General features: G+C 59.7%; 18 protein-coding genes. 13 read left to right on the top strand and 5 right to left on the bottom strand.

The genetic code is table 11. The features are described 5' to 3' along the window. The first annotated feature begins 14 nt into the window (after positions 1-14). Together KW837_RS05915 and KW837_RS05910 are read left to right on the top strand one after the other, a co-directional pair. The gene (locus KW837_RS05915; protein ID WP_218394860.1) at positions 15-863 is read left to right on the top strand and encodes a transketolase; all 849 of its coding nucleotides are present in this window, start codon (positions 15-17) and stop codon (positions 861-863) included. Continuing rightward, positions 860-1,882 (top strand): transketolase family protein, encoded by a 1,023-nt coding sequence (locus KW837_RS05910; RefSeq protein ID WP_192343060.1) that lies wholly within the window; start codon positions 860-862, stop codon positions 1,880-1,882. The genes KW837_RS05915 and KW837_RS05910 overlap by 4 nt, the downstream gene beginning before the upstream one ends. 90 nt (positions 1,883-1,972) lie before the next feature. On the opposite strand, the gene KW837_RS05905 is transcribed toward KW837_RS05910, so the two are convergent. Next, a complete protein-coding gene (locus KW837_RS05905; protein ID WP_218394859.1) occupies positions 1,973-2,824 on the bottom strand; it encodes an SDR family oxidoreductase in 852 nt (283 codons plus the stop codon). Between the two features lie 177 nt (positions 2,825-3,001). Here KW837_RS05905 and KW837_RS05900 point away from each other — a divergent pair, with 177 nt between their 5' ends. Beyond that, positions 3,002-3,352: a winged helix-turn-helix transcriptional regulator gene (locus KW837_RS05900; protein ID WP_371317106.1), complete on the top strand. Its 351-nt coding sequence runs from the start codon at positions 3,002-3,004 to the stop codon at positions 3,350-3,352. 294 nt (positions 3,353-3,646) lie between these two features. On the opposite strand, the gene KW837_RS05895 is transcribed toward KW837_RS05900, so the two are convergent. Both KW837_RS05895 and KW837_RS05890 read right to left on the bottom strand, forming a co-directional pair. Next, positions 3,647-3,958, bottom strand: coding sequence for a helix-turn-helix transcriptional regulator (locus KW837_RS05895; RefSeq protein WP_218394857.1), 312 nt, complete (start codon positions 3,956-3,958; stop codon positions 3,647-3,649). A 60-nt stretch (positions 3,959-4,018) separates the two neighbouring features. Further along, the gene (locus KW837_RS05890; protein ID WP_192343056.1) at positions 4,019-5,140 is read right to left on the bottom strand and encodes an alkene reductase; all 1,122 of its coding nucleotides are present in this window, start codon (positions 5,138-5,140) and stop codon (positions 4,019-4,021) included. Positions 5,141-5,675: 535 nt separating this feature from the next. On the opposite strand from KW837_RS05890, the gene KW837_RS05885 reads away from it, so the two are divergent. From KW837_RS05885 to KW837_RS05840, 10 genes are all read left to right on the top strand, one after another. Then, positions 5,676-6,005, top strand: coding sequence for a DUF485 domain-containing protein (locus KW837_RS05885; RefSeq protein WP_218394856.1), 330 nt, complete (start codon positions 5,676-5,678; stop codon positions 6,003-6,005). Then, positions 6,002-7,651: a cation acetate symporter gene (locus KW837_RS05880; RefSeq protein ID WP_218394855.1), complete on the top strand. Its 1,650-nt coding sequence runs from the start codon at positions 6,002-6,004 to the stop codon at positions 7,649-7,651. The genes KW837_RS05885 and KW837_RS05880 overlap by 4 nt, the downstream gene beginning before the upstream one ends. A 174-nt stretch (positions 7,652-7,825) precedes the next feature. Next, positions 7,826-9,076, top strand: coding sequence for an OprD family porin (locus tag KW837_RS05875; RefSeq protein WP_218394854.1), 1,251 nt, complete (start codon positions 7,826-7,828; stop codon positions 9,074-9,076). A gap of 367 nt (positions 9,077-9,443) precedes the next feature. Further along, a complete protein-coding gene (locus KW837_RS05870; RefSeq protein ID WP_218394853.1) occupies positions 9,444-11,147 on the top strand; it encodes an AMP-binding protein in 1,704 nt (567 codons plus the stop codon). A 102-nt stretch (positions 11,148-11,249) separates the two neighbouring features. Then, the gene (locus tag KW837_RS05865; RefSeq protein WP_192343051.1) at positions 11,250-12,758 is read left to right on the top strand and encodes a CoA-acylating methylmalonate-semialdehyde dehydrogenase; all 1,509 of its coding nucleotides are present in this window, start codon (positions 11,250-11,252) and stop codon (positions 12,756-12,758) included. A gap of 45 nt (positions 12,759-12,803) precedes the next feature. Beyond that, the gene (locus KW837_RS05860) at positions 12,804-13,577 is read left to right on the top strand and encodes an enoyl-CoA hydratase (RefSeq protein WP_192343050.1); all 774 of its coding nucleotides are present in this window, start codon (positions 12,804-12,806) and stop codon (positions 13,575-13,577) included. 25 nt (positions 13,578-13,602) lie between these two features. Next, positions 13,603-14,493 (top strand): 3-hydroxyisobutyrate dehydrogenase, encoded by an 891-nt coding sequence (mmsB, locus tag KW837_RS05855; RefSeq protein ID WP_192343049.1) that lies wholly within the window; start codon positions 13,603-13,605, stop codon positions 14,491-14,493. Positions 14,494-14,495: 2 nt separating this feature from the next. Next, positions 14,496-15,584, top strand: a complete 1,089-nt coding sequence (locus tag KW837_RS05850; protein WP_192343048.1) for an enoyl-CoA hydratase/isomerase family protein — start codon at positions 14,496-14,498, stop codon at positions 15,582-15,584. 18 nt (positions 15,585-15,602) lie between these two features. Beyond that, positions 15,603-16,754, top strand: coding sequence for an acyl-CoA dehydrogenase family protein (locus tag KW837_RS05845; protein WP_218394852.1), 1,152 nt, complete (start codon positions 15,603-15,605; stop codon positions 16,752-16,754). A 74-nt stretch (positions 16,755-16,828) separates the two neighbouring features. Next, a complete protein-coding gene (locus KW837_RS05840; RefSeq protein WP_192343046.1) occupies positions 16,829-17,464 on the top strand; it encodes a TetR/AcrR family transcriptional regulator in 636 nt (211 codons plus the stop codon). Positions 17,465-17,530: 66 nt separating this feature from the next. On the opposite strand, the gene KW837_RS05835 is transcribed toward KW837_RS05840, so the two are convergent. Next, positions 17,531-20,551, bottom strand: coding sequence for an EAL domain-containing protein (locus tag KW837_RS05835; RefSeq protein ID WP_218394851.1), 3,021 nt, complete (start codon positions 20,549-20,551; stop codon positions 17,531-17,533). After that, positions 20,539-21,558 carry a substrate-binding domain-containing protein gene (locus KW837_RS05830; protein ID WP_218394850.1) on the bottom strand — a complete coding sequence of 340 codons (1,020 nt, stop codon included), beginning with the start codon at positions 21,556-21,558 and terminating at the stop codon, positions 20,539-20,541. Before KW837_RS05830 ends, KW837_RS05835 begins: the two co-directional genes overlap by 13 nt. Positions 21,559-21,722 lie beyond the last annotated feature (164 nt).

The following is a 21,722-nucleotide window of genomic DNA, read 5'->3' as shown; positions in this document are numbered from 1 at the left end:
AACGGAGAATTTCCATGACTGCCACTTTATCTCGCGTGTCATCCACCACGCTGGTGCAGCGCGCCCATAACATTCGCCGCCATGCCTTGCGCATGGGGCAAGTCCAGGGCCAGGGCTATGTCGGCCAGGCGCTGGGCGCGGCAGACTTGCTGGCCGTGTCGTACTTTCATGCCTTGAACTACAAGCCCGAAAACCCCGAGTGGGAACAGCGTGATCGCTTTTACCTCTCCATCGGTCACTACGCGATCGCGCTGTATGCCGCGCTGATCGAGGCTGAAATCATCCCACTGGATGAGCTTGAAACCTACGGTTCGGATGACAGCCGCCTGCCCATGTCCGGTATGGCCGCATACACCCCCGGCATGGAAATCACCGGCGGCTCGCTGGGCCAGGGACTGGGCATCGCGGTGGGCGCCTGCCTGGGTTTGAAGCGCAAACAGTCCAGCTCTTTCGTTTACAACCTGCTATCGGATGGCGAGCTGAATGAGGGCTCCACCTGGGAAGCTGTGATGTCGGCTTCGCACTGGAAACTCGACAACCTGATCGCCATCGTCGACGTGAACAACCAGCAAGCCGACGGGCACTCCAGCGAGGTGCTGGCATTTGAACCCATCGTTGACCGATGGCAAGCCTTTGGCTGGTTCACCCAGCGGGTAGACGGTAACGACCTGGACGCCTTGGTCAAAGCTTTCGACGCGGCCCGCAGCCATCCCGCCGCACAACCGCGCGTCATCATCTGCGATACCAAGATGGGCAAAGGCGTGCCGTTCCTGGAAACCCGCGAAAAGACTCACTTCATCCGCGTGGATGAGCATGAATGGGATGTGGCCCTGAACAACCTCGAAGAAGGCAAAACGCTATGAGCAACGCAACCAACACTACGGCTCAGGCGCCCGCGGCCCTGAAGAAAAAACTGACAACCTCCGCGATGATTGCCTCGATTGCCGCTGAAGGTCAGGCCACCAGATCCGCGCCCTTTGGTCACGCGTTGGCCGCACTCGCGGACCAGCGCCAGGATATCGTGGGTTTATCGGCTGACTTGTCCAAATACACCGACCTGCACATTTTCGCGAAGGCGCACCCGGAGCGTTTCTACCAGATGGGCATGGCTGAGCAGTTGTTGATGAGCGCAGCAGCGGGCATGGCTCGGGAGGGGTTCGTGCCCTTCGCTACCACTTACGCGGTGTTTGCTTCGCGCCGGGCCTATGACTTCATCTGCATGGCGATTGCCGAGGAAAACCTCAACGTCAAAATCGTCTGTGGTCTGCCAGGACTGACCACCGGGTACGGCCCCAGCCACCAGGCAACTGATGATTTGGCAATCTTCCGCGCCATGCCGAACCTGATGATCGTCGACCCGTGCGATGCCCTGGAAATCGAACAGGCAGTGCCCGCCATTGCAGCGCATCAAGGGCCAGTCTACATGCGGTTACTGCGGGGCAACGTACCGCTGGTGCTCGACGAATATGGCTACAAATTCGAGATCGGCAAAGCCAAAACCCTGCGCACGGGCAATGAGGTTTTAATCATTGCCACCGGTTTGATGACAATGCGCGCGTTGGAAGCAGCCAAGGAGCTTCAGGCTGACGGTGTGGATGTCGCGGTGCTACACGTTCCCACAATCAAGCCTTTGGATGAGCAGACCATTTTGGCTGAAGCCAGAAAGCCGGGACGACTGGTAGTGACTGCGGAAAACCACTCCATCATCGGGGGATTGGGCGAAGCGGTGGCGACCGTGCTGTTGCGCAATGGGGTCACGCCGACATTCAGGCAAATAGCGCTGCCGGACGCGTTTCTCGATGCTGGCGCGCTTCCGACGTTGCACGATCGCTACGGCATTTCCACCCAGGCTGTGTGCGCGCAGATTAAAGGTTGGTTATAGGGTTTAAACTTGCAGGGGGCTGAATCAGCCCCCTGCAAGGAGGAAATATCCCTTGAACGCTGTTTTAAACTGCTGCTTGCCGGCAGTTCGTCAGAGCGCCTTTAGCGCACGTTCGACGCTGATAGCAAGCGGCGTGGTTGGCCTCCCGATAAGTTCAGCCAAGGCGCGTTCGTTGGCGTAGAGAGCCCCCTGGGAGGCGCTGACGTCATAGGAAGCCAATGCTGCGGCAAGATCCTTCGGCAAGCCAACACCTTCGAGCGCGGCGGCGTAGTCGGCTTCCGGGAGGTTGCGGTAAGGGATGTGCTTGCCGGTCTGCTTCGAGATTTCCGCCGCCAGATCAGCCAGCGTCCAAGAGGTATCGCCGGCCAGTTCGTAGGTAGTGTTTTCATGGCCGTCAGCAGTCAACACCACTGCGGCGGCTTCGGCCAGATCCTCGCGTGTCGCTGACGAAATCCGGCCTTCGCCTGCACTACCAAACAGCGCGCCATTAGCCAGCGCCACACCAGCGAAACCTGTGTAGTTTTCTGTGTACCAACCATTGCGCAACAGCGTGTAGGAAAGTCCGGACGCCTTGAGGGCAGCCTCGGTTGCGTGGTGTTCGTCGGCAAGTGGCAGCACGGACGAGTCAGCGTGCAACACGCTGGTATAGACAATGCGCTTGATGCCGGCCCTCTTCGCCGCCGCAATGACGTTGGCGTGCTGCGCGGCGCGCTGACCGATTTCGCTGGAGGAGATCAACAGCAAGGTTTCCACTCCGGACAACGCCGCATCCAGCGTCTCGGTCTTGGAATAGTCGAACGCCCTTGCCGCAACGCCCAGCGCTTCTGCCTGTTCCGGCTTGCGCACCAAGGCAAGAATGCTGCTCGTGGCGGTTCGCTGCTTGAGGTTCTCGATGACGATGCGGCCCAGTTGGCCGGTGGCTCCAGTAACGGCAATGCTCATGAGGTCACTCCTTGGTGAACGAAAGGGTTGAAGAAATAGCCATGAGCGACTGTAGGATATAAAGTTACTTTAAGTAAGTACGCACAAAAAGGTAAGTGTATGAGTGCAAGCGTTCCTTCAAGATCATCAGAAAAGCCGTCAGCAGCCCCTTTGTCCGAGCGCTTAAGGCGTGGCGACGTGCTGACTCCACAATGCCCGTCGCGTGAAATCCTGAACCACCTGACTAGCCGCTGGGGGGTATTGGTGCTGATTGCTCTGCTGCCTGGCACGCTGCGATTCAGCCAGCTACGACGTAAGATCGGCGGCGTCAGCGAACGAATGCTGGCGCAGACGCTTCAGTTGTTGGAAAGCGATGGAATGGTCGAGCGTCACGCCTATGACATCGTGCCGCCACACGTGGAATACACGCTGACGCCTATGGGTAGGGAAGCGGCCGTAAGGGTGCGAGAACTGGCCGATTGGGTGGAGACGCACTATGCAGCCGTGCTGCATCAACAAGAGGCTTTAGCCGTGGAGAGAGGCCGGTAGGCCAGCCGGCGCAAACAAGTCACGAACCAGCACAAGAGGCCCATCGCTTGTTGGCGCTGATGCGATTTTGACCCAAGCCGCCGGAAATCATTGACCCATCCGAATACTCAGTAATCGATGACCTTGCGTGGGATTTCAGAGGCTGCACATGGGTCAGCTAAAATCAGTAACCTACTGATCTCTTTCGCGTCAATGCTCTGCTGAACGCCATAGACAAGCCCCTTAGGTCTGGCGTCATTCCAGCCAGGAGACTCCCTTCGATCTCAGTCGGACAGTGATGGCTAAGGGCAGAGCTCAGATGTTCAGCTCTGAATGCAATTCGGACAGCGCGGCAAAAAGTTGCTCATCGTTGCGCTTGTAGTACGTCCATTTTCCAACTTTTGTTGCTGTCACGAAATCCATGTCTTGAAGAACCTTCAGGCAAAGGGATGTTGCAGGTTGCGACATCCCCGCTTTGTCTTGGATCAAGCTTGCGCATACACCGTATACGCTGAAGTCGTAGAGCTGGCTGTAGCTCTTGAAAGACTTGTGCGGGTTTGCCAGCCACGCGAGTACAGCTCGTCGGGTCGGATGAGACAAGACCTTAAGTGCTTCGCTTAGCTCCATAAACCTTGAACCTTGACTCTAATGTGGGGGCTGCCCCCATTTGGGTGACCGCGCACGCTGTCAGGTGCTGTGCGGATAGTCGATGTATCCCCGCTCCCCACCGCCATACAGAGTTGAAGGATCTACGGGGTTAAGGGGTTGGTTTTCTTTGAAACGTAGTGGTAAATCCGGGTTTGCGATGAACGTGCGTCCGAAGCCGAAAAAGTCGCCGTAACCCGTCGAGAGAATACGTTTGGCTTTCTCATGAGTGTAGTTACCGGCATACATGATCGGGCCCGAGAACGTATCACGCAGTGCCTGCCGGAATGAGTCTGGAAGATCAGGGCTATTGTCCCAATCTGCTTCTGCAATTGAAAGGTACCCGATGCGCAGGCCTTCCAGCATTTTGGTCGCTTCGACGTAGGTCTCGTGCGGATCTTTTTCGACCAGCCCCAAATAGACCCGTTCTTCATCCGTCGATTCAAACAATGGCGCGAAGCGTACACCAACGCGCTCGCTTGCGAATACACCAATGACCGCTTCAGTCACTTCACGCAGGAACCGCAGCCGGTTTGTGAGTGATCCCCCGTACTCGTCAGTTCTGCGATTAGTGTGCTCTGAGATGAATTGGTTGATGAGGTATCCGTTCGCGGAATGCAGCTCAACGCCATCGAACCCCGCACGCTTCGCATTTTGAGCCGCTCGGCGATAAAGCTCTACCAGCTCCTTGACCTGGATAGTGGTCAATTCTTGCGGCATGCTCGGATCTGCTAACTGTCCCTCGTTAGGGCCGGTTTCAATGAATACTTTAACGTTGGTCGCGCGGATAGCTGAAGGTGCAATTGGAGGCTGATTATCTGGCTGCAAACTGACGTGGGAAACACGACCAACGTGCCAGAGTTGGCAGAAGATGGTGCCACCCTCGGCATGAACTGCTTCGGTCACCTGGCGCCAACCTTCGACCTGTTCGTCACTGTAAATACCGGGCGTCCAAGCATAGCCTTGGCCGCGTGGCTCGATTTGAGAGCCTTCGGTGACCATGAAGCCCGCTGTAGCGCGTTGGCGGTAGTACGCTGCCATGAGCGAGTTCGGTACGTTACCTGGCTGCGAGCTTCTGGAGCGAGTTAGTGGGGGTAAGACGATACGATTTCGAAGCACCATGCTGCCAAGGTTCATAGCGTCAAAAAGATTGCGAGAGGACATTGTTGAGCCCGTATGGGTAGTTGAGTGTGCAAACACATTAACACATAAGAATGTTCTGATGTGTTGTGGCGACGCGCTCACTCGTGTTTTCCCAATTCCCTTGACTTTTAGCTGTGCATTTTTGCATGTCAATCAGGCGTTTCTGTCAATTCTTATTGTAAAAAAGCCACCCTATACTCGCGATCAAGCTGGTCCACCAGCATCGTTTCCTAGCCAGTAAGCCACTACAAAAACAATATAGGGCTAACAGCATGAGCGCAGGGGTTAACGTCGGCGTATACGCCGAACACAAGCAGTTGTGCCGCTACGCAATAACGGCAACCCTCACTGTGCACCGCTGGCTCGTGCCACTGCTCGTAACGCATTGGTACGACATCGACTTCCCACATCGCCCTCCCATCCCCGGACGTTCATTCGACCGGCAATGAGTCCTGCAACCCGCATTCAGGTGACGCCCCGCACGGGCGTCGCCCGAGTACTCGTCTGCCTCTGAAAAGGCGGAAACAACAACAAAAAACACACTCGGAGCCTCACTATGACGACTGACCATCCGAACCACGCCCATACCTGCGCACAGGTCAGGGCCAATCCCAATTTCAAGCACCTCACCCGCCAGCGCGCGGTGCTGGCCTGGTCATTGAGCGGCGTGGTTCTGGCTATTTATTATAGTTTCATCATGGTGGTGGCTTTTGTCCCTGCCTGGCTGCACCTGCCGCTGTACGACGGCAGCCACCTCAGTCTTGGCATGCCAATCGGCGTGACGATCATCCTGTTTTCCTGGCTACTTACCGCCTGGTACGTGCACAGAGCCAACACCCACTTCGACGTGCTCAGCTCGCAGATCCTCCAGGAGTCCCGCGCATGAAACGCCTGTCCGCCCTTCTCGCCCTCAGCCCTGTGCTGGCCCATGCCGAGCCTATCATCGCGCAGAAGCAACCGCTCAACCTGCACGCCATCGGCATGTTTTTCGTCTTTGTCCTCGCCACCCTGCTGATCACCTGGTGGGCTGCACGACGCACCCGCTCAGCCGCCGATTTCTACAGCGCAGGCGGCGGTATCACGGGATTTCAGAATGGCTTGGCAATCGCTGGGGACTATATGTCGGCAGCAACTCTGCTGGGCCTGTCGAGCATGGTATTCGCCAAGGGTTACGACGGCTTCGTCTACATCATTGGCTTCTTTGTTGGCTGGCCTATCGTCACCTTCCTGATGGCCGAGCGCTTGCGCAACCTGGGGCGCTACACCTTCGCCGACATCGTCTCCTACCGCCTCGATCAATCCCGCGTACGCAGCTTTGCCGCCCTCGGATCGCTGACCGTGGTGTGCTGCTATCTGGTGGTGCAAATGGTCGGCGCCGGTCAACTGATCAAACTGTTGTTCGGTCTCGACTACCGCACGGCGGTGGTGGTAGTCGGCGTGTTGATGTTGGTCTACGTGATCTTCGGCGGCATGCTCGCCACCACATGGGTACAGATCACCAAGGCGGTCCTGCTCCTGGCGGGCGGCACCACCCTGGTGCTTATGGCCCTGAGCCGCTTCGACTTCAGCTTCGAAACGCTGGCCGCCCAGGCTGTGTCGGTGCATGCCAGCGGTGTGCAGATCATGGGGCCGGGCACCTTGCTGGCCGACCCGATCAATGCCGTGTCGCTGTCCCTTGGCCTGGTGTTCGGTATCGCCGGTCTGCCGCACATCCTGATGCGTTTCTTTACGGTGCCCAATGCCAAGGAAGCGCGTAAATCGGTGCTATTTGCCACGATGTTCATCGGCTTCTTTTTCCTGGTGGTCTGCGTCCTGGGTTACACCGCCATCGTCATCGTCGGCACGGACCCACAGTACTACGTCGACGGTAAGCTGGGCGGGACCATGATCGGCGGCAGCAACATGGTAGCCATGCACTTGGCCAAGGCGGTGGGCGGCAACCTGTTTCTCGGTTTCCTCTCCGCCGTGGCTTTCGCCACCATTCTCGCCGTCGTGTCCGGTCTGGCCCTGGCCGGTGCCTCGGCCATCTCCCATGACCTTTATGCTTCGGTATTGAAGAAGGGCCGCGCCGACGAGAAAAAGGAAATGCGCGTGTCGCGCATTGCCACCGTCTGCCTGGGCATCGTTGCGATTTCCCTTGGCATTCTGTTCGAGGGCCAGAACATCGCCTTCCTGGTCGGCCTGACGTTCGGCATCGCCGCCTCGGCGAATTTCCCGGTACTGATCATGTCCATGTACTGGGGCGGCCTGACCACCCGCGGCGCCCTCTATGGCGGCCTGACCGGCCTGATCAGCGCACTGGCCCTGGTGATCTGCTCGCCGTCGGTTTGGGTCGGTGTACTGGGACATGCCCAAGCGCTCTTCCCTTACGACCAACCGGCGCTGTTCTCAATGCCCCTGGCCTTCCTGGTCATAGTGGTCGCTTCCAGGCTTGACCGCAGCGAGCGCGCCGACCGCGAGCGCGCCGCCTATGCCGACCAATTCGTCCGTGCCCAGACCGGCCTTGGAGCTTCCATGGCCAGCAGTCACTGACGCTGCTTTTTCCGGGGCTGATGCCCCTAGCGCGAGTCCGCTCCTTTGCTTCGCGCTTTTTTACGCCCGACCTGCGCCGCTCGGCGCAGGACACCCAAAAAGCGCCCCCTCCCTCGCCAACTCCAAATGGCGCGGGAGCGGCTCGTCGACAACAAAAACAACAAAAGGCATCCAATGAAACCGACCACCCTTACCCTGTTCCTGGCCGGCAGCGGCCTCGCAGCACAAGCTCACGCCGACTTCTTCGCAGACAGCACAGCCAACCTTGAGTTACGCAACTTCTATTTCAATCGCGACTATCGCCAGGACAACGCCGCGCAATCCAAACAAGAGGAATGGGCGCAAGGTTTCCTGCTGCGCTATGAATCGGGATTCACCGACGGTTTGATCGGCGTGGGTTTCGATGCCATCGGCCTGCTCGGCGTCAAGCTCGATTCCAGCCCTGATCGCGCAGGCTCCGGCCTGCTCAAACGTCACCGCGACACCAGCAAAGGTGCACAGGACGAGTACGGCGAACTGGGCCTGACCGCTAAAGTGCGGGCCTCGAAAAGCACGCTGAAACTCGGCACGCTGTTGCCGAAACTGCCGACGGTATTGGCCAACGATTCACGGCTGTTGCCACAAACCTTCAAGGGCGGTCAGTTGACGTCGCTGGAACTCGAAGGCCTGACCGTGGATGCCGGGCGACTGACGCAAGTCAATCAGCGCGACTCCTCGGACTACGAGGACATGGGCATCACCCGCACCGGCGCCAAGGGCATCACCACACGTCATCTCGACAGCGACAGCTTCGATTTCGCCAGCCTGAACTACAAATGGACCAGCAACCTCACCACCGGCTACAGCTACGGTCACCTCGATAACTTCTACAGCCAGCACCTGGTCAACCTGACCTACGTGTTGCCCGTGACGACGGGGCAGTCGCTGAAGACGGATCTGCGCTTTGCCCGTTCCACGGATGATGGCGGCAGCAATATTGATAACAATGCGATTGGCGCGATGTTCACCTATAACCTCGGCAGCCATGCGTTGGGCCTGGGTTACCAAGGCATGAGCGGCGACACCGGCTACGCCTACGTCAACGGCACCGATGCGTTCCTGGTGAACTTCGTGCAGATCGGCGACTTCGCCAGCAAGGACGAAAAGTCCTGGCAGGCGCGTTACGACTACAACTTTGCGGCCATTGGCATTCCGGGCCTGACCTTCATGACCCGCTATCTCACCGGTGACAACATCGATCTGGGCGGCAACCGCCCGCAAGGCAAGGAATGGGAACGTGATACCGACATTGGTTATGTGGTGCAGAGCGGGCCGTTGAAGAATGTCGGGGTGAAATGGCGTAACGCGACAGTTCGCTCGACCAACTTTGGCAGCGATCTGGATGAAAACCGCCTGATCGTCAGCTACACCCTGAAGCTCTGGTAAATACGCACGCGAGCCGAATGCTACTCCCAGCGCCTGGCGGTGTGAGTGGCATTCGCCTTGCGGTTCTGCCGCGTCATGGGCCAAACAGCCCCATGCATTTTTGCACAACACACTGGCTTTTTTAGCCATTCATATTTGTTTTATGCATGCATATACTCGATTCAAATCTGGTCACTAATCAGATCAATCCCGATAAAAATAAACAAGGGAACCCACCGTGAAACCATTCTTGCTGGCCGTCTCCCCATCATCAGGTCTGCGCACCTGTCCCGTACGTCCCGCAGCTCGCAGCGATACCACCTTCGCCGCTTGACTGCTTCGTACTCGCCACCCGCGCCGATCGACACCTTGATTGATGGAGAGAACAATGAATACCAACAGCCAACCCTTCCTTGCCGCTCGCGACTTCCTGCTTTCCCACCGTACCGATTACGCCACCGCGGTGCGTGACTTCCGCTGGCCGCAACTGAGCGAGTTCAATTGGGCGCTGGATTACTTCGATGCCATGGCGCAGGGCAATCACGCCAACGCCTTGTGGATCGTCGAAGAAGACGGCAGCGAACAGCGCTACAGCTTCCAGCAACTGGCCTCGCGCTCCAACCAGGTGGCCAACCACTTGCGTGCCCTTGGCGTGCGCCGTGGCGAACGCATCCTGCTGATGCTCGGCAACGACGTCGCCCTGTGGGAAACCATGCTGGCCGCCTTCAAAATCGGCGCCGTGGTCATTCCCGCCACCGCCCTGTTGACCCCGGATGACCTGCGCGACCGCATCGAGCGCGGCCAGGTTCGCCACCTTGTGGTCGGCGGCGCCCACGTCGACAAGTTCGTCGGCCTGGGTGAAGGCTGCAGCCGCATATGCGTCGGCCCGGGCCCCGCCGACTGGACCTCGCACAGCGCAGCCAGCGAATATTCCGAGCAGTTCGAAGTCGAGGGCCTCACCCTGGCCACTGACCCGATGCTGCTGTACTTCACCTCCGGCACCACCTCCAAACCGAAGATGGTACTGCACAGTCATCAGAGCTACCCGGTCGGCCACCTGTCGACCATGTACTGGATCGGCCTGCAGCCGGGTGACCTGCACTTGAACATCTCATCACCGGGTTGGGCCAAGCATGCGTGGAGCTGCCTCTTCGCACCATGGAACGCCGGCGCCTGCATCTTCATCCACAATGTCGCGCGCTTCAGCGCCACGGCTCTGCTCGGCGCGCTGGAGCGCTACGGCGTCACCAGCCTGTGCGCCCCACCCACCGTCTGGCGCATGCTGATCCAAGAAGACCTGGCCAGTTACAAGGAGCGCTTGAAACTGCGTGAACTGGTGGGCGCCGGTGAACCGCTCAATCCGGAGATTATCGAGCAGATTCTGCATGCCTGGGACTTGCCACTGCGCGACGGCTTCGGCCAGTCGGAAACCACCGCCCTGGTCGGCAATACACCCGGCCAACTGCTCAAACCCGGCTCCATGGGCCGTCCGCTGCCGGGCTACCGAGTGACCATGCTTGACCCCGATGGCATACCCGGCAATGAGGGTGAAGTAGCCCTGCCGCTGGATGTGCGACCACTCGGTCTGATGTTGTGCTACGAGGACAGCCCGGAAAAAACCGCCGAAGTGATGCGCGACGGTTACTACCGCACCGGCGACACCGCGCAGATCGACGAGGACGGCTATGTCACCTTTGTCGGCCGCGCCGACGATGTGTTCAAAGCCTCCGACTACCGCATCAGTCCCTTCGAGCTGGAAAGCGCGCTGATCGAACACCCGGCGGTGATGGAAGTGGCCGTGGTGCCGAGCCCTGATCCGGTGCGCCTGGCAGTGCCCAAGGCCTATCTGATCCTGGCCCATGACGCACCGGGCAGCTACGAACTCGCCGCCGACATCCTCGCCTTCGCCCGCGAGCATTTGGCGCCCTACAAGCGGGTGCGACGTATCGAATTCGTCAGCGAACTGCCCAAGACCATCTCTGGGAAGATTCGCCGGGTGGAATTGCGGCAAATGGAAGTGCAGCGTCGCCAGGGCGACGCACGAGGCCCGCAGGAATACTTCGAAGAAGACTTCCCGCACCTCAAGGGCTGAACCCGGGCCGGTAAGCCGGCCATTCTGAATTCAAACGCGACCGCTCGGCCAATCAGGCCGAGGGGCCTCACTCGACTCAAAGAAAGTAGACAGGACCCGAAAATGACCTCCTCCAGCATTCCTAGCGTCAAGCTTCTCATCAACGGCGAATTCGTCGAATCGCGCAGCACCCAATGGCGCGACGTGATCAACCCGGCTACCCAGGAAGTCCTGGCCCGCGTCCCCTTCGCCACCGCCGAAGAAATGAACGCCGCCGTGGCCAGCGCCAAGGAAGCCTTCAAGACCTGGCGCAAAACGCCGATTGGCGTCCGCTCCCGGATCTTCTTCAAATATCAGCAACTGATCCGCGAAAACATCAAAGAACTGGCAGCACTGCTCACCGCCGAACAGGGCAAAACCCTGCCGGATGCAGAGGGTGATGTGTTCCGCGGGCTAGAGGTCGTTGAGCACGCAACCGCCATCGGCAATCTGCAGATGGGCGAATTGGCCAACAACGTGGCCAACGGCGTCGACACCTACACCCTGATGCAGCCGCTGGGCGTGTGCGCCGGCATCACCCCGTTCAACTTCCCGGCGATGATCCCGTTGTGGATGTTCCCGATGGCCATCGCCACCGGCAACACCTTCATCCTCAAGCCGTCCGAGCAAGATCCGCTGGTGACCATGCGCTTGGTGGAACTGGCGCTGGAGGCCGGTGTACCCAAGGGTGTGCTCAACGTCATCCACGGCGGCGTCGATGCGGTGAACTTGATCTGCGACCACCCGGACATCAAGGCCGTGTCCTTCGTCGGTTCGACCAAGGTCGGCACCCACGTCTATAACCGCGCTACCCAGAATGGCAAGCGTGCGCAGTGCATGATGGGTGCAAAGAACCATGCCATCGTCCTGCCCGATGCCAATAAACAGCAGACCCTGAACAACCTGCTGGGTGCTTCCTTTGGCGCTGCGGGCCAGCGCTGCATGGCTCTGCCAGTGGTGATCCTGGTCGGTGAAGCACAGGCCTGGTTGCCAGACCTGATCGAGCGAACCAAGACCCTCAAGATCAATGGCGGCACCGAGCCGGGCACCGACATCGGCCCGGTGATTTCCTGCGCCGCCCTGGAGCGTGTCAACGGTCTGATCGCCAGTGGCATCGAAGAAGGCGCTAGGCTCGAACTGGATGGGCGCAACCCGAGTGTGCCGGGCTACCAAGACGGCAACTTCGTCGGCCCGACTATCTTCTCCGGCGTTACCGCGCAAATGTCTGTGTACCGCGAAGAAATCTTCGGCCCGGTGCTGTGCGTCATGCACGCCGCCAGCCTGAGCGAGGCGATCGAGATCATCAACGCCAACCCGAACGGCAACGGTACGGCCCTGTTCACCCGCTCCGGCGCTGCCGCCCGTCACTTCCAGGAAGAGATCGACGTCGGCCAGGTGGGCATCAACGTGCCGATCCCGGTGCCGGTCCCGCTGTTTTCCTTCTCTGGTTCGCGCGCCTCCAAGCTGGGCGACTTGGGCCCCTACGGCAAGCAGGTGGTGACCTTCTACACCCAGACCAAGACGGTCACCCAGCGCTGGTTCGACGAAGACGACACCAGCGGTGCGGTAAACACCACCATCACCCTGAAATGACCTTTGCTGGCCGACGCCAAGCGCCGGCCAGTCAGGAGCTGAAAGATGGAATACCAAACTTTACTGGTCGATGTGCAACAGCGCGTGGGCCTGATCACCCTCAACCGGCCACAGGCGCTCAACGCGCTGAACAGCCAATTGATCGCCGAGCTGAACCAGGCCCTTGATCGCCTGGAGGCCGACCCTGAAATCGGCTGCCTGGTCATCACCGGATCGACCAAGGCCTTTGCCGCGGGTGCTGACATCAAAGAGATGGCCGCGCTGGGTTATCCGCAGATTTATCTGGACGATTTCTTTGCCGCCGCCGACCGCATCGGCGCCCGGCGCAAGCCAATGATTGCCGCAGTGGCTGGCTACGCGTTGGGTGGCGGTTGCGAGTTGGCGCTGATGTGCGACTTCATCTATGCCGCCGATAACGCCCGCTTCGGCCTGCCGGAGCTGAACCTGGGTGTGATCCCCGGGATTGGTGGCACCCAGCGCCTGAGCCGCGCCATAGGCAAGTCCAAAGCCATGGAGATGTGCCTGACTGGTCGCCAACTCGGCGCCGAGGAAGCTGAGCGCGCCAATCTGGTGGCCCGTGTTTTCCCCGTCGCAGAGTTGCTGGAACGAACCCTGGAAGTCGCCCGCGGCATTGCCGGCAAGTCGCTGCCAGCAGCCATGATGATCAAGGAATGCGTCAACCGCGCCGAAGAGATCAGCCTCACTGAAGGCGTACGTTTCGAGCGCCGGCTGTTCCATTCGCTGTTTGCCAGCCACGACCAAAAGGAAGGCATGCAAGCCTTCGTCGACAAGCGCGTGCCGAATTTCCTGCACCGCTGAATCCAACTCGCAAAAGGTAGCCATCATGCATATCGGATTTCTCGGCCTCGGCAACATGGGCGGCCCAATGGCCCGCAACCTGCTCAAGGCTGGCCACAGCCTGACCGTTTTCGATCCATTCCCCCAGGCGGTCGCCACCCTGGTGGAGGCCGGTGCCAGCGCCGCCGACTCCCCCGCCGCCGTGGCCAAGGCCAGGGTTGAGGTGATCATCACCATGCTGCCGACCGCCGAGCACGTGAAGCAGGTCTATCGGGGCAAGGATGGCCTGCTGGCCAATATTGGCCAAGGCGTGCTCTTGATCGACAGTTCGACCATCGACCCGCTGAGCACCCGCGAGTTGGCCAAATACGCCCTTGCCCAAGGCAACCCAATGCTCGACGCGCCGGTATCCGGTGGCACCGGCGGTGCGGCGGCAGGCACCCTGACCTTTATGGTCGGTGGCCCGGACAGCGTGTTCGACCAGGCCCTGCCGATCCTCTCGGCCATGGGCAAGAACATCGTGCACTGCGGCGCAGCAGGCAACGGCCAGGTGGCCAAGATCACCAACAACATGCTGCTCGGCATCTCCATGGTCGGCGTCGCTGAAGCCATGGCCCTGGGTGTAGCCCTGGGCATGGACGCCAAGGTACTGGCCGGAGTCATCAATACCTCCACCGGCCGCTGCTGGAGCTCGGAGATCAACAACCCGTTCCCAGGCGTGCTGGAAAACGCTCCAGCCTCGCGTGGTTACAGTGGCGGCTTTGGCAGCAACCTGATGCTCAAGGACCTCGGCCTGGCCACCGAAGCAGCCAGGCATGCGCGTCAACCGGTGGCGCTCGGTGCTGTAGCCCAGCAGCTGTACCAGACGTTCAGCCTGCAAGGTAACGGTGGCCTGGACTTCTCCGCCATCATCAAACTGTTCCGCGGAGAAGCCTGAGCATGAGCGAGCAGCAAGCCCCAGTGCTGGCCAGCGTGCGTAACCGCGTCGGCCACCTGACACTGAATCGGCCAAATGCGTTGAACACCCTGGACCTGCCCACGGTGCGCCTGCTCTGCCGGCACCTGCGGACTTGGGAGCAGGACCCGGAGATTGTCGCCGTGACCCTGCGCGGTGCTGGCGAAAAAGCCTTCTGCGCCGGTGGCGATATCCGCATGCTGTACGACAGTCACAAGGCCGGCGACAACCAGCATGAGTTGTTCCTCGAAGAAGAATACGCCCTGGATGAGTACCTGCACGGCTACACCAAGCCAGTGCTGGCACTGCTCGATGGTTTCGTCCTCGGCGGCGGCATGGGCCTGGCCCAGGCCGCCTCGTTACGGGTGATCACCGAGCGCACGCGGATGGGCATGCCGGAAGTCGGCATCGGTTTTTTCCCTGATGTCGGTGGCAGCTATTTCCTGCCGCGTTTGCCAGGTGAACTAGGCACCTATCTGGGCATCACCGGCTGCCAGGTGCGTGCCGCCGATGCCCTCTATGCGAACCTTGCCGACTACTACCTGCCCAGCGAACGACTGGCCGAACTCGATGCCAGAATCGACCACTTGATCTGGACCGCTGCACCCGCCGAAGACTTGCAGGACCTGCTCTGCGACATGGCCACCGAGCGTCTGGCCGGGTCCGAGCTCAAGGCCTGTCGCCAGGCAATCGACGAATATTTCGCCTTGCCCGATGTCCCGGCCATTCGCGCCGCGCTGCAGGGCGAACATCGCCCTGAGCTGCAAGACTGGGCCGAGCAGACGGTCAAGCTGCTCGACAGCCGCTCGCCGCTGGCGATGGCTGCGACGCTTGAGTTGTTGCGTCGTGGTCGTTACCTGAGCCTGGCTGAGTGCTTCGCTCTGGAGTTGCACCTCGACTACCAGTGGTTCGACAAGGGCGACCTGATGGAGGGTGTGCGCGCCCTGATCATCGACAAGGACAAGCGCCCTTGCTGGAACCCACCCACCTTGGCAGAGCTGGTTCCTGCCCGGGTACAAGCCTTTTTCAACGACTTTGAACGCGCCTCCGGCAAGCCCGTACGCACCGCCTGATCGGCAGGAGACTTTACAATGCACGATATCGAATTGACCGAAGAGCAACGCATGATCCGCGACATGGCGCGCGACTTCGCCCGCAGTGAAGTCGCGCCGCATGCCCAAGCCTGGGAGAAGGCTGGCTGGATCGATGACGCGGTGGTGACGCAGATGGGCGAGCTGGGCCTGCTGGGTATGGTCGTCCCGGACACCTGGGGCGGCAGTTATACCGACTATGTGGCCTACGCTCTGGCCGTGGAAGAAATCTCGGCCGGCGACGGTGCCCTCGGCGCGCTGATGAGCATCCACAACTCAGTGGGCTGCGGCCCGCTACTCAAATACGGCACCCCCGCCCAGCAAGACAGCTGGCTGCCGCTTCTGGTCAGTGGTCAAGCGATCGGCTGTTTCTGTCTGACCGAACCACAGGCCGGCTCCGAGGCGCACAACCTGCGCACCCGTGCCGAACTGCGCGACGGTCAGTGGATTCTCAACGGTGCCAAGCAGTTCGTCAGCAACGGGGAGCGGGCCAGGCTGGCCATTGTCTTCGCCGTCACTGATGCGGAACTGGGCAAGAAAGGGCTGTCGGCCTTCCTGGTCCCCACTGACAACTCCGGATTCGTGGTCGACCGACGCGAACACAAGATGGGGATCAAGGCCTCCGATACCTGCGCGGTGACCTTGAACAACTGCACCATTCCCGAAGCCAACCTGCTGGGTGAACGCGGCAAAGGTCTGGCCATTGCCCTGTCCAACCTCGAGGGCGGTCGCATCGGCATCGCCGCCCAAGCCCTGGGTATCGCTCGCGCCGCCTTCGAGGCTGCACTTGGCTATGCCCGCGAACGCATCCAGTTCGGCAAGCCGATCATCGAGCACCAGAGCGTGTCCAACCTGCTCGCCGACATGCACACCCAACTCAACGCCAGCCGGCTGCTGATACTCCATGCGGCGCGCCTGAAAAGTGCCGCACAACCGTGTCTGTCCGAAGCCTCCCAGGCCAAACTATTCGCCTCGGAAATGGCCGAACGCGTGTGCTCCAGCGCCATTCAGATCCATGGCGGCTACGGCTATCTGGAGGATTACCCGGTGGAGCGTTACTACCGCGACGCGCGTATCACTCAGATCTACGAAGGCTCCAGCGAGGTCCAGCGCCTGGTGATCGCCCGCGAACTGAGTCACTACGCGCTCTGACCCCCTCCAGCCGGACGCGCCTGCCGCGTCCGGACTTCACTGTGTTTCCTCTCGCGGAATGGAGGCCTGATTTCATGACCCACGCCCAGCCCGTCATGTCGCGTTGCGCCAAATCGAATGCCTTGTTGGCGGTGGCCATCGACTCGCGCTACCTGGAAACCCGCCAGAAGGCTCTCGAGTTGTTCGCCAAGTGTGGTTTCAGCCGGGTAAGCATGCGCGACCTGGCCACCTATCTGGGGATCAAGGCTGGCTCCATTTACAACCACATCGAAAGCAAGGAGGCACTGCTGTTCGAACTGATCGAGGAACTCTACGAACAGTTGCTTCATGGCGCCAGCCTGGTGACTCGTCGCAAATCCGCCCCCGCTGTACGACTGCAAGGCCTGCTTGAGGCGCATCTGCTGCTACACGAGCGAATGGGGGCGCATTTCCGTCTGGCGGAATACGACCTCCATTGCCTGAGCAGCGAACAGCATGCCTCGATCCTGAGCCTGCGCCGACGCTACGAGGAGCATCTGGTGGAAACGATAGAGCAACTCACCGGCACACCGGCCAACGCCACCCGACGCGCCACCTTGAGCGGCATCGTTTCCCTGCTGAACCAACTGCCGGCCTGGGTTGCGGAGCCACAGGCAAGCAAGGGAGCGCGCCGCAAATTGTTGCATGACATGGTGATGAGCGCTCTTCAGGGTGCGTTGCGGGCAACTTAGGCCTCTGGCCGAGTGGCTCTTGAAGGTTCATAAAGCACGCCGAGCGTTTTACCGTACGCAGCGTCATTAACGCCCGGGTATTGGACTGCTTGGGCGTTTTACAACGCGTTTTCGCCTGAGCGAGTCAGGGCTCGCAATGCGGCTCGGTTGAGGCAACCGGGGCTTACGCAGTAACAGACTGATTTCATCGCAGCTGACCGCGCAGCTGAAAAAGTGGCCCTGAATTTCATCGCAGCCGTTTTCACGCAGGAAGGTTTGCTGCTCTTCGGTTTCGACACCTTCGGCAATGACCTTCAGGTTCAGTTTGTGCCCCAACGAAATCACTGCGGTGGCGATGGCTTTGTCGTTCTCGTTGTCGGGCAGATCGCGCACGAAAGACTGGTCGATCTTGAGTCTGGCGATCGGGAAACTTTTCAATGCTGCGAGGCTGGAGTAGCCGGTGCCGAAGTCGTCGATCGAGAGACTGATCCCCATTGATTGCAGTTCCTTCATTTTGCTGATGGCTTGCTGAAGGTCTTGCATGATCAGACTTTCGGTCAGCTCCAGCTCAAGGTACATCGGATCCAGTCCGGTTTCTTGCAAGGCATGCATCACCCGGTCGATCAGGTCCCTTTCGATGAACTGGCGTGCTGAAATATTCACCGACATGGTGATCGGCGGCCAGCCCGCATCCTGCCAGGCCTTGTTCTGTCTGCACGCGGTATGAATCACCCAGTCGCCGATGGGCACGATCAACCCGGTCTCTTCGGCCTGCGGAATGAATTTGATTGGAGACACCATGCCGAGCTCGGGGTGCTGCCAGCGGATCAGTGCTTCTACGCCGATAATCTGACCTGACTGCAAATCCACCTGTGGCTGGTACAGCAGCAGGAACTCGTCATGGTTGAGTGCGTTTCGAAGCCCGTCTTGCATGGCGAGCTTGCCCTGATCCTTGTTATTCATCTCGCTCGTATAGAACTGGTAACTGTTGCGCCCCAGCTCCTTGGCCCGGTACATGGCGGCGTCCGCGTTGCTGAGCAACGTCTCGGTATCGCTGCCGTCGGCGGGATAGGTGGCCAACCCCATGCTGCAGGTGACGTGGAGTGTATGTCCGCTGAGCTGAATCGGTTGCAGGATGGCTTCCTGGATTTTGTGCAGGGCGGGAGTAACGCCGTCGAGGTCTGAGGGCTGGTCGAACAGGATGATCACAAACTCGTCGCCACCCAGTCGCACGACGGTGTCGGTGCGGCGTACACATTCCAGCATGCGCTGGGCGACGGTTTTCAGCAGTTCGTCTCCAGCACTGTGCCCAAGGCTGTCATTCACCAGTTTGAATTTGTCCAGATCGAGAAACACCACCGTCACCAGCCGGCTGTAGCGCTGAGCATAAAGTATTGCCTGCTTGAGACGGTCTTCGAGCAGTGTGCGATTCGGCAGCCCGGTCAGTGCGTCATGGTCACCCATATAGCGAATGCGCTTTTCGGTCAGTTGGCGTTCTATCGCAATACCGGCAAGCGGTGTCGCCATGTTGATCAGTCGCGTCTCGGTCGAGCTGGGGCTGCGTACGGTGCTGGAATACAAGGCAAACGTACCCAATACCTTGCGTTCATGGGACAGAATCGGCGTCGACCAGCACGCGCGAAATCCATAGGGCGCGGCGACTGAACGGTACTCCTCCCACAGCGGATCCAGCTCGATATCCGTGACGATGACCGGTTCTCGTCGATACACCGCGGTGCCGCATGAACCGACGTTCGGACCGATCGCAATCCCGTCAATGAGTTGGTTATAGGCTTTCGGCAAACTGGGCGCAGCCCCGTGCAGCAGGTGTTTGCCATCCTCATCCAGTACCAGGATGGACACCATCATCCCCTCCAGTTGGGACTCGACCAAGTGAGCCAGGCTGTCGAGGACTTCTGCAAGCTCGGTGCTCCTGGCGATCAGCTCCAGGACATGACCTTGTCCGGCACGGATGACGGCTTCTTGCTCTAATCGGCTGTTTTGCAAGGCGAGCCGTTCTGTGGCGATGCTCAATTGGACCGTTCTTTTTTCCAGCTGAAGTCGGTCTTTGAGAAATTGATTCACCGCGCGAGCCATGTTGCCGATCTCGTCCTTCCCATGTTCCGCCATCATCAAATGCGTCTTATCAGTGCGCTCCTGACGCAATTGCCGGCTTATTTCATTCAGACGCACGAGCACATGACGACCCATGAAGACCCGGGTCACGAACCAGGCAAACACCAGGCTGGCGCCCAACATGATCAGCACCCATTGCTGGCTACGATTTGAGTCCTCGACCAGGCGCTGCAGGGCTTGGCGATAGTCTTCGGTGTAAGCACTGGATTGCGCACGGGCCACCGCGACCAGAACCCCGGCCTCGTTCTTCAGTTCCTCATTGAAGTGCTGTATGACGTTGTGCTGATTGATGAGCCTCAGGCGCAGGGAGAAGAGATCGGGCATCTCGACATTAGCGTCGGGTAGCTTGCCTGTGGTGCGTGACAGGCGCTCATATCGGATCCGCAGCCGTTGCACGGCATCACTGTCGACAGCCTGCGGCAGATCGAAAAGTAACACCGCCAGTTCCAGGCTGGCCCGGGTCTGGGTCGCCGTTAACCGGGCGGTGTGATCCTCCATGGTTTGCTTGAAGGTGACCTCGGTTTGCAGCAGGCTTTCTCGCAACTGCGCAACGATGTTGGCGGTATTGCGGAACATCTGACTCGACTGATGCATGTCGAGTATCGCCACGCCACTGTTCGCGGCAGTCAGCTGCTGCACCAGTTGATCAAGGGCTTCAAGCTGTTCGACGGTCGCCGCATAGCTTGAACGCAAGGTGTCGGGGGAGCGGGTTGTCAGAAGCTGATCGGTCTGGCGTTCGATCAGCAAGGTACGCTGCAGCATGTCTTGCCCATTTTGCATGCGGACCAGTCGTTCTTCCGTCAACTGGCGGGTGCCGTTGTTTGACGTGCGCAAGGCGTAGACCGCCGTTGCACCACTCGCCAGGATCAGCAGCGCCAGCGTCAGAAACGCCAGTGTGAACTGTGCGCGTAGCGATTGCGGCAATAGCCGGCGTCCGAGCCGGGAAGTAACGTCCAATGTCAGGGATTCCATTGGTGGCGATAGATGTCTCGATAGCCATTGTCAGGGTCGTACTGGAATTTCTTCCCGCCGTCGAAGACGATATTGTCGGCATTGACCAGGTGAATCGGCGCTACGAAGCCGCTCACCGGCTGACCTGCAAACAGCCGGTTCAATTCATCCATCACTTGCCAGCCATGCAGGTTGAGCGGCTCGGCCACGGTAACGGTCTGGTAGGTTTTTGCCTGTATGCGCAAGAAAGCCGAAGCGCTGCCATCACCGGCAGACAACAGACTGATGCCGTCACTGGGTATTGCGGCGCTGGTCAATGAGGCAATCGAGTAGTCGAAATAGATATCGTTGATGGCCAGCGTGTGGGTCCAGCGCTTGCCATAGCGCTGAAGCAGCTCCTTGGTGATCACCGGCATCTTCTCGCCACTTTCGGAGATCGCGACATCGCGCATTTCCAGCAACGTACATTCCCGACAGGCCCGAATGACGTTTTCCATGGCCTTGGCTTTCGCCATGGCGATGCTGTATTTGGAGTCGGTCAGGATGACCACGCCGGCGCGTCCGTTTGACTGTGCCACGGCCGCCATGGCCGTGAGGCGAGCCACTTCGAGCGGGTCGGTCGTGACGTTCATGGCCACCGGCGTGCCGTCAATCGGCCCGGGGCGTGCCCCGGCGTGCCAGCCAACCACCGGCACATCCCTGTTGGCGAAGAGGATCAGCGCCGCATTGTTCTCAAGGGCATCGGAGCCGCACAGAATGAGGCCATCGGGTTTCGCTGCCAGGGCATCGGCGAAGGCCTTTGCGCGCCCGGCCGATGATCCGGCGCCATCGAATATCTTCAGTGTCCAGCCCATCGCCTTGGCTGCCTCGCGAGCGCCCTGCGCGACACCGACAATTCCTCCATTACGCAAATCTTCTGCGACAAGGGCGATGTTCTTGCCCCGCAGGGCGCGCGGGCCGGATTCAGGGCCGCTCCAGCGAACGGCTTCAAGGGTGGCCCTGGAAACGATTTCCTGCGCTTGAATCACCGTAACCGTGGCGTTTTCGACAGCGTATCCGGGAGTTGCCGTGAAAAGACAGCAAACCGTAATTGAAGCGAGTAGCCAAGGCCTGAGTAACCAGAACCTGATCAGACAGGTTCGATCACCGCATGTGATGCCGGGTCTGGAGCTGATGGCGCGTTCATAGTCTG

This window comes from Pseudomonas sp. PDM24 (assembly GCF_019218905.1).
In the GTDB taxonomy this organism is placed as follows: domain Bacteria; phylum Pseudomonadota; class Gammaproteobacteria; order Pseudomonadales; family Pseudomonadaceae; genus Aquipseudomonas.
Note: the sequence above shows the minus strand (reverse complement) of the source record. Positions and strands in the feature narration are given on the sequence as shown.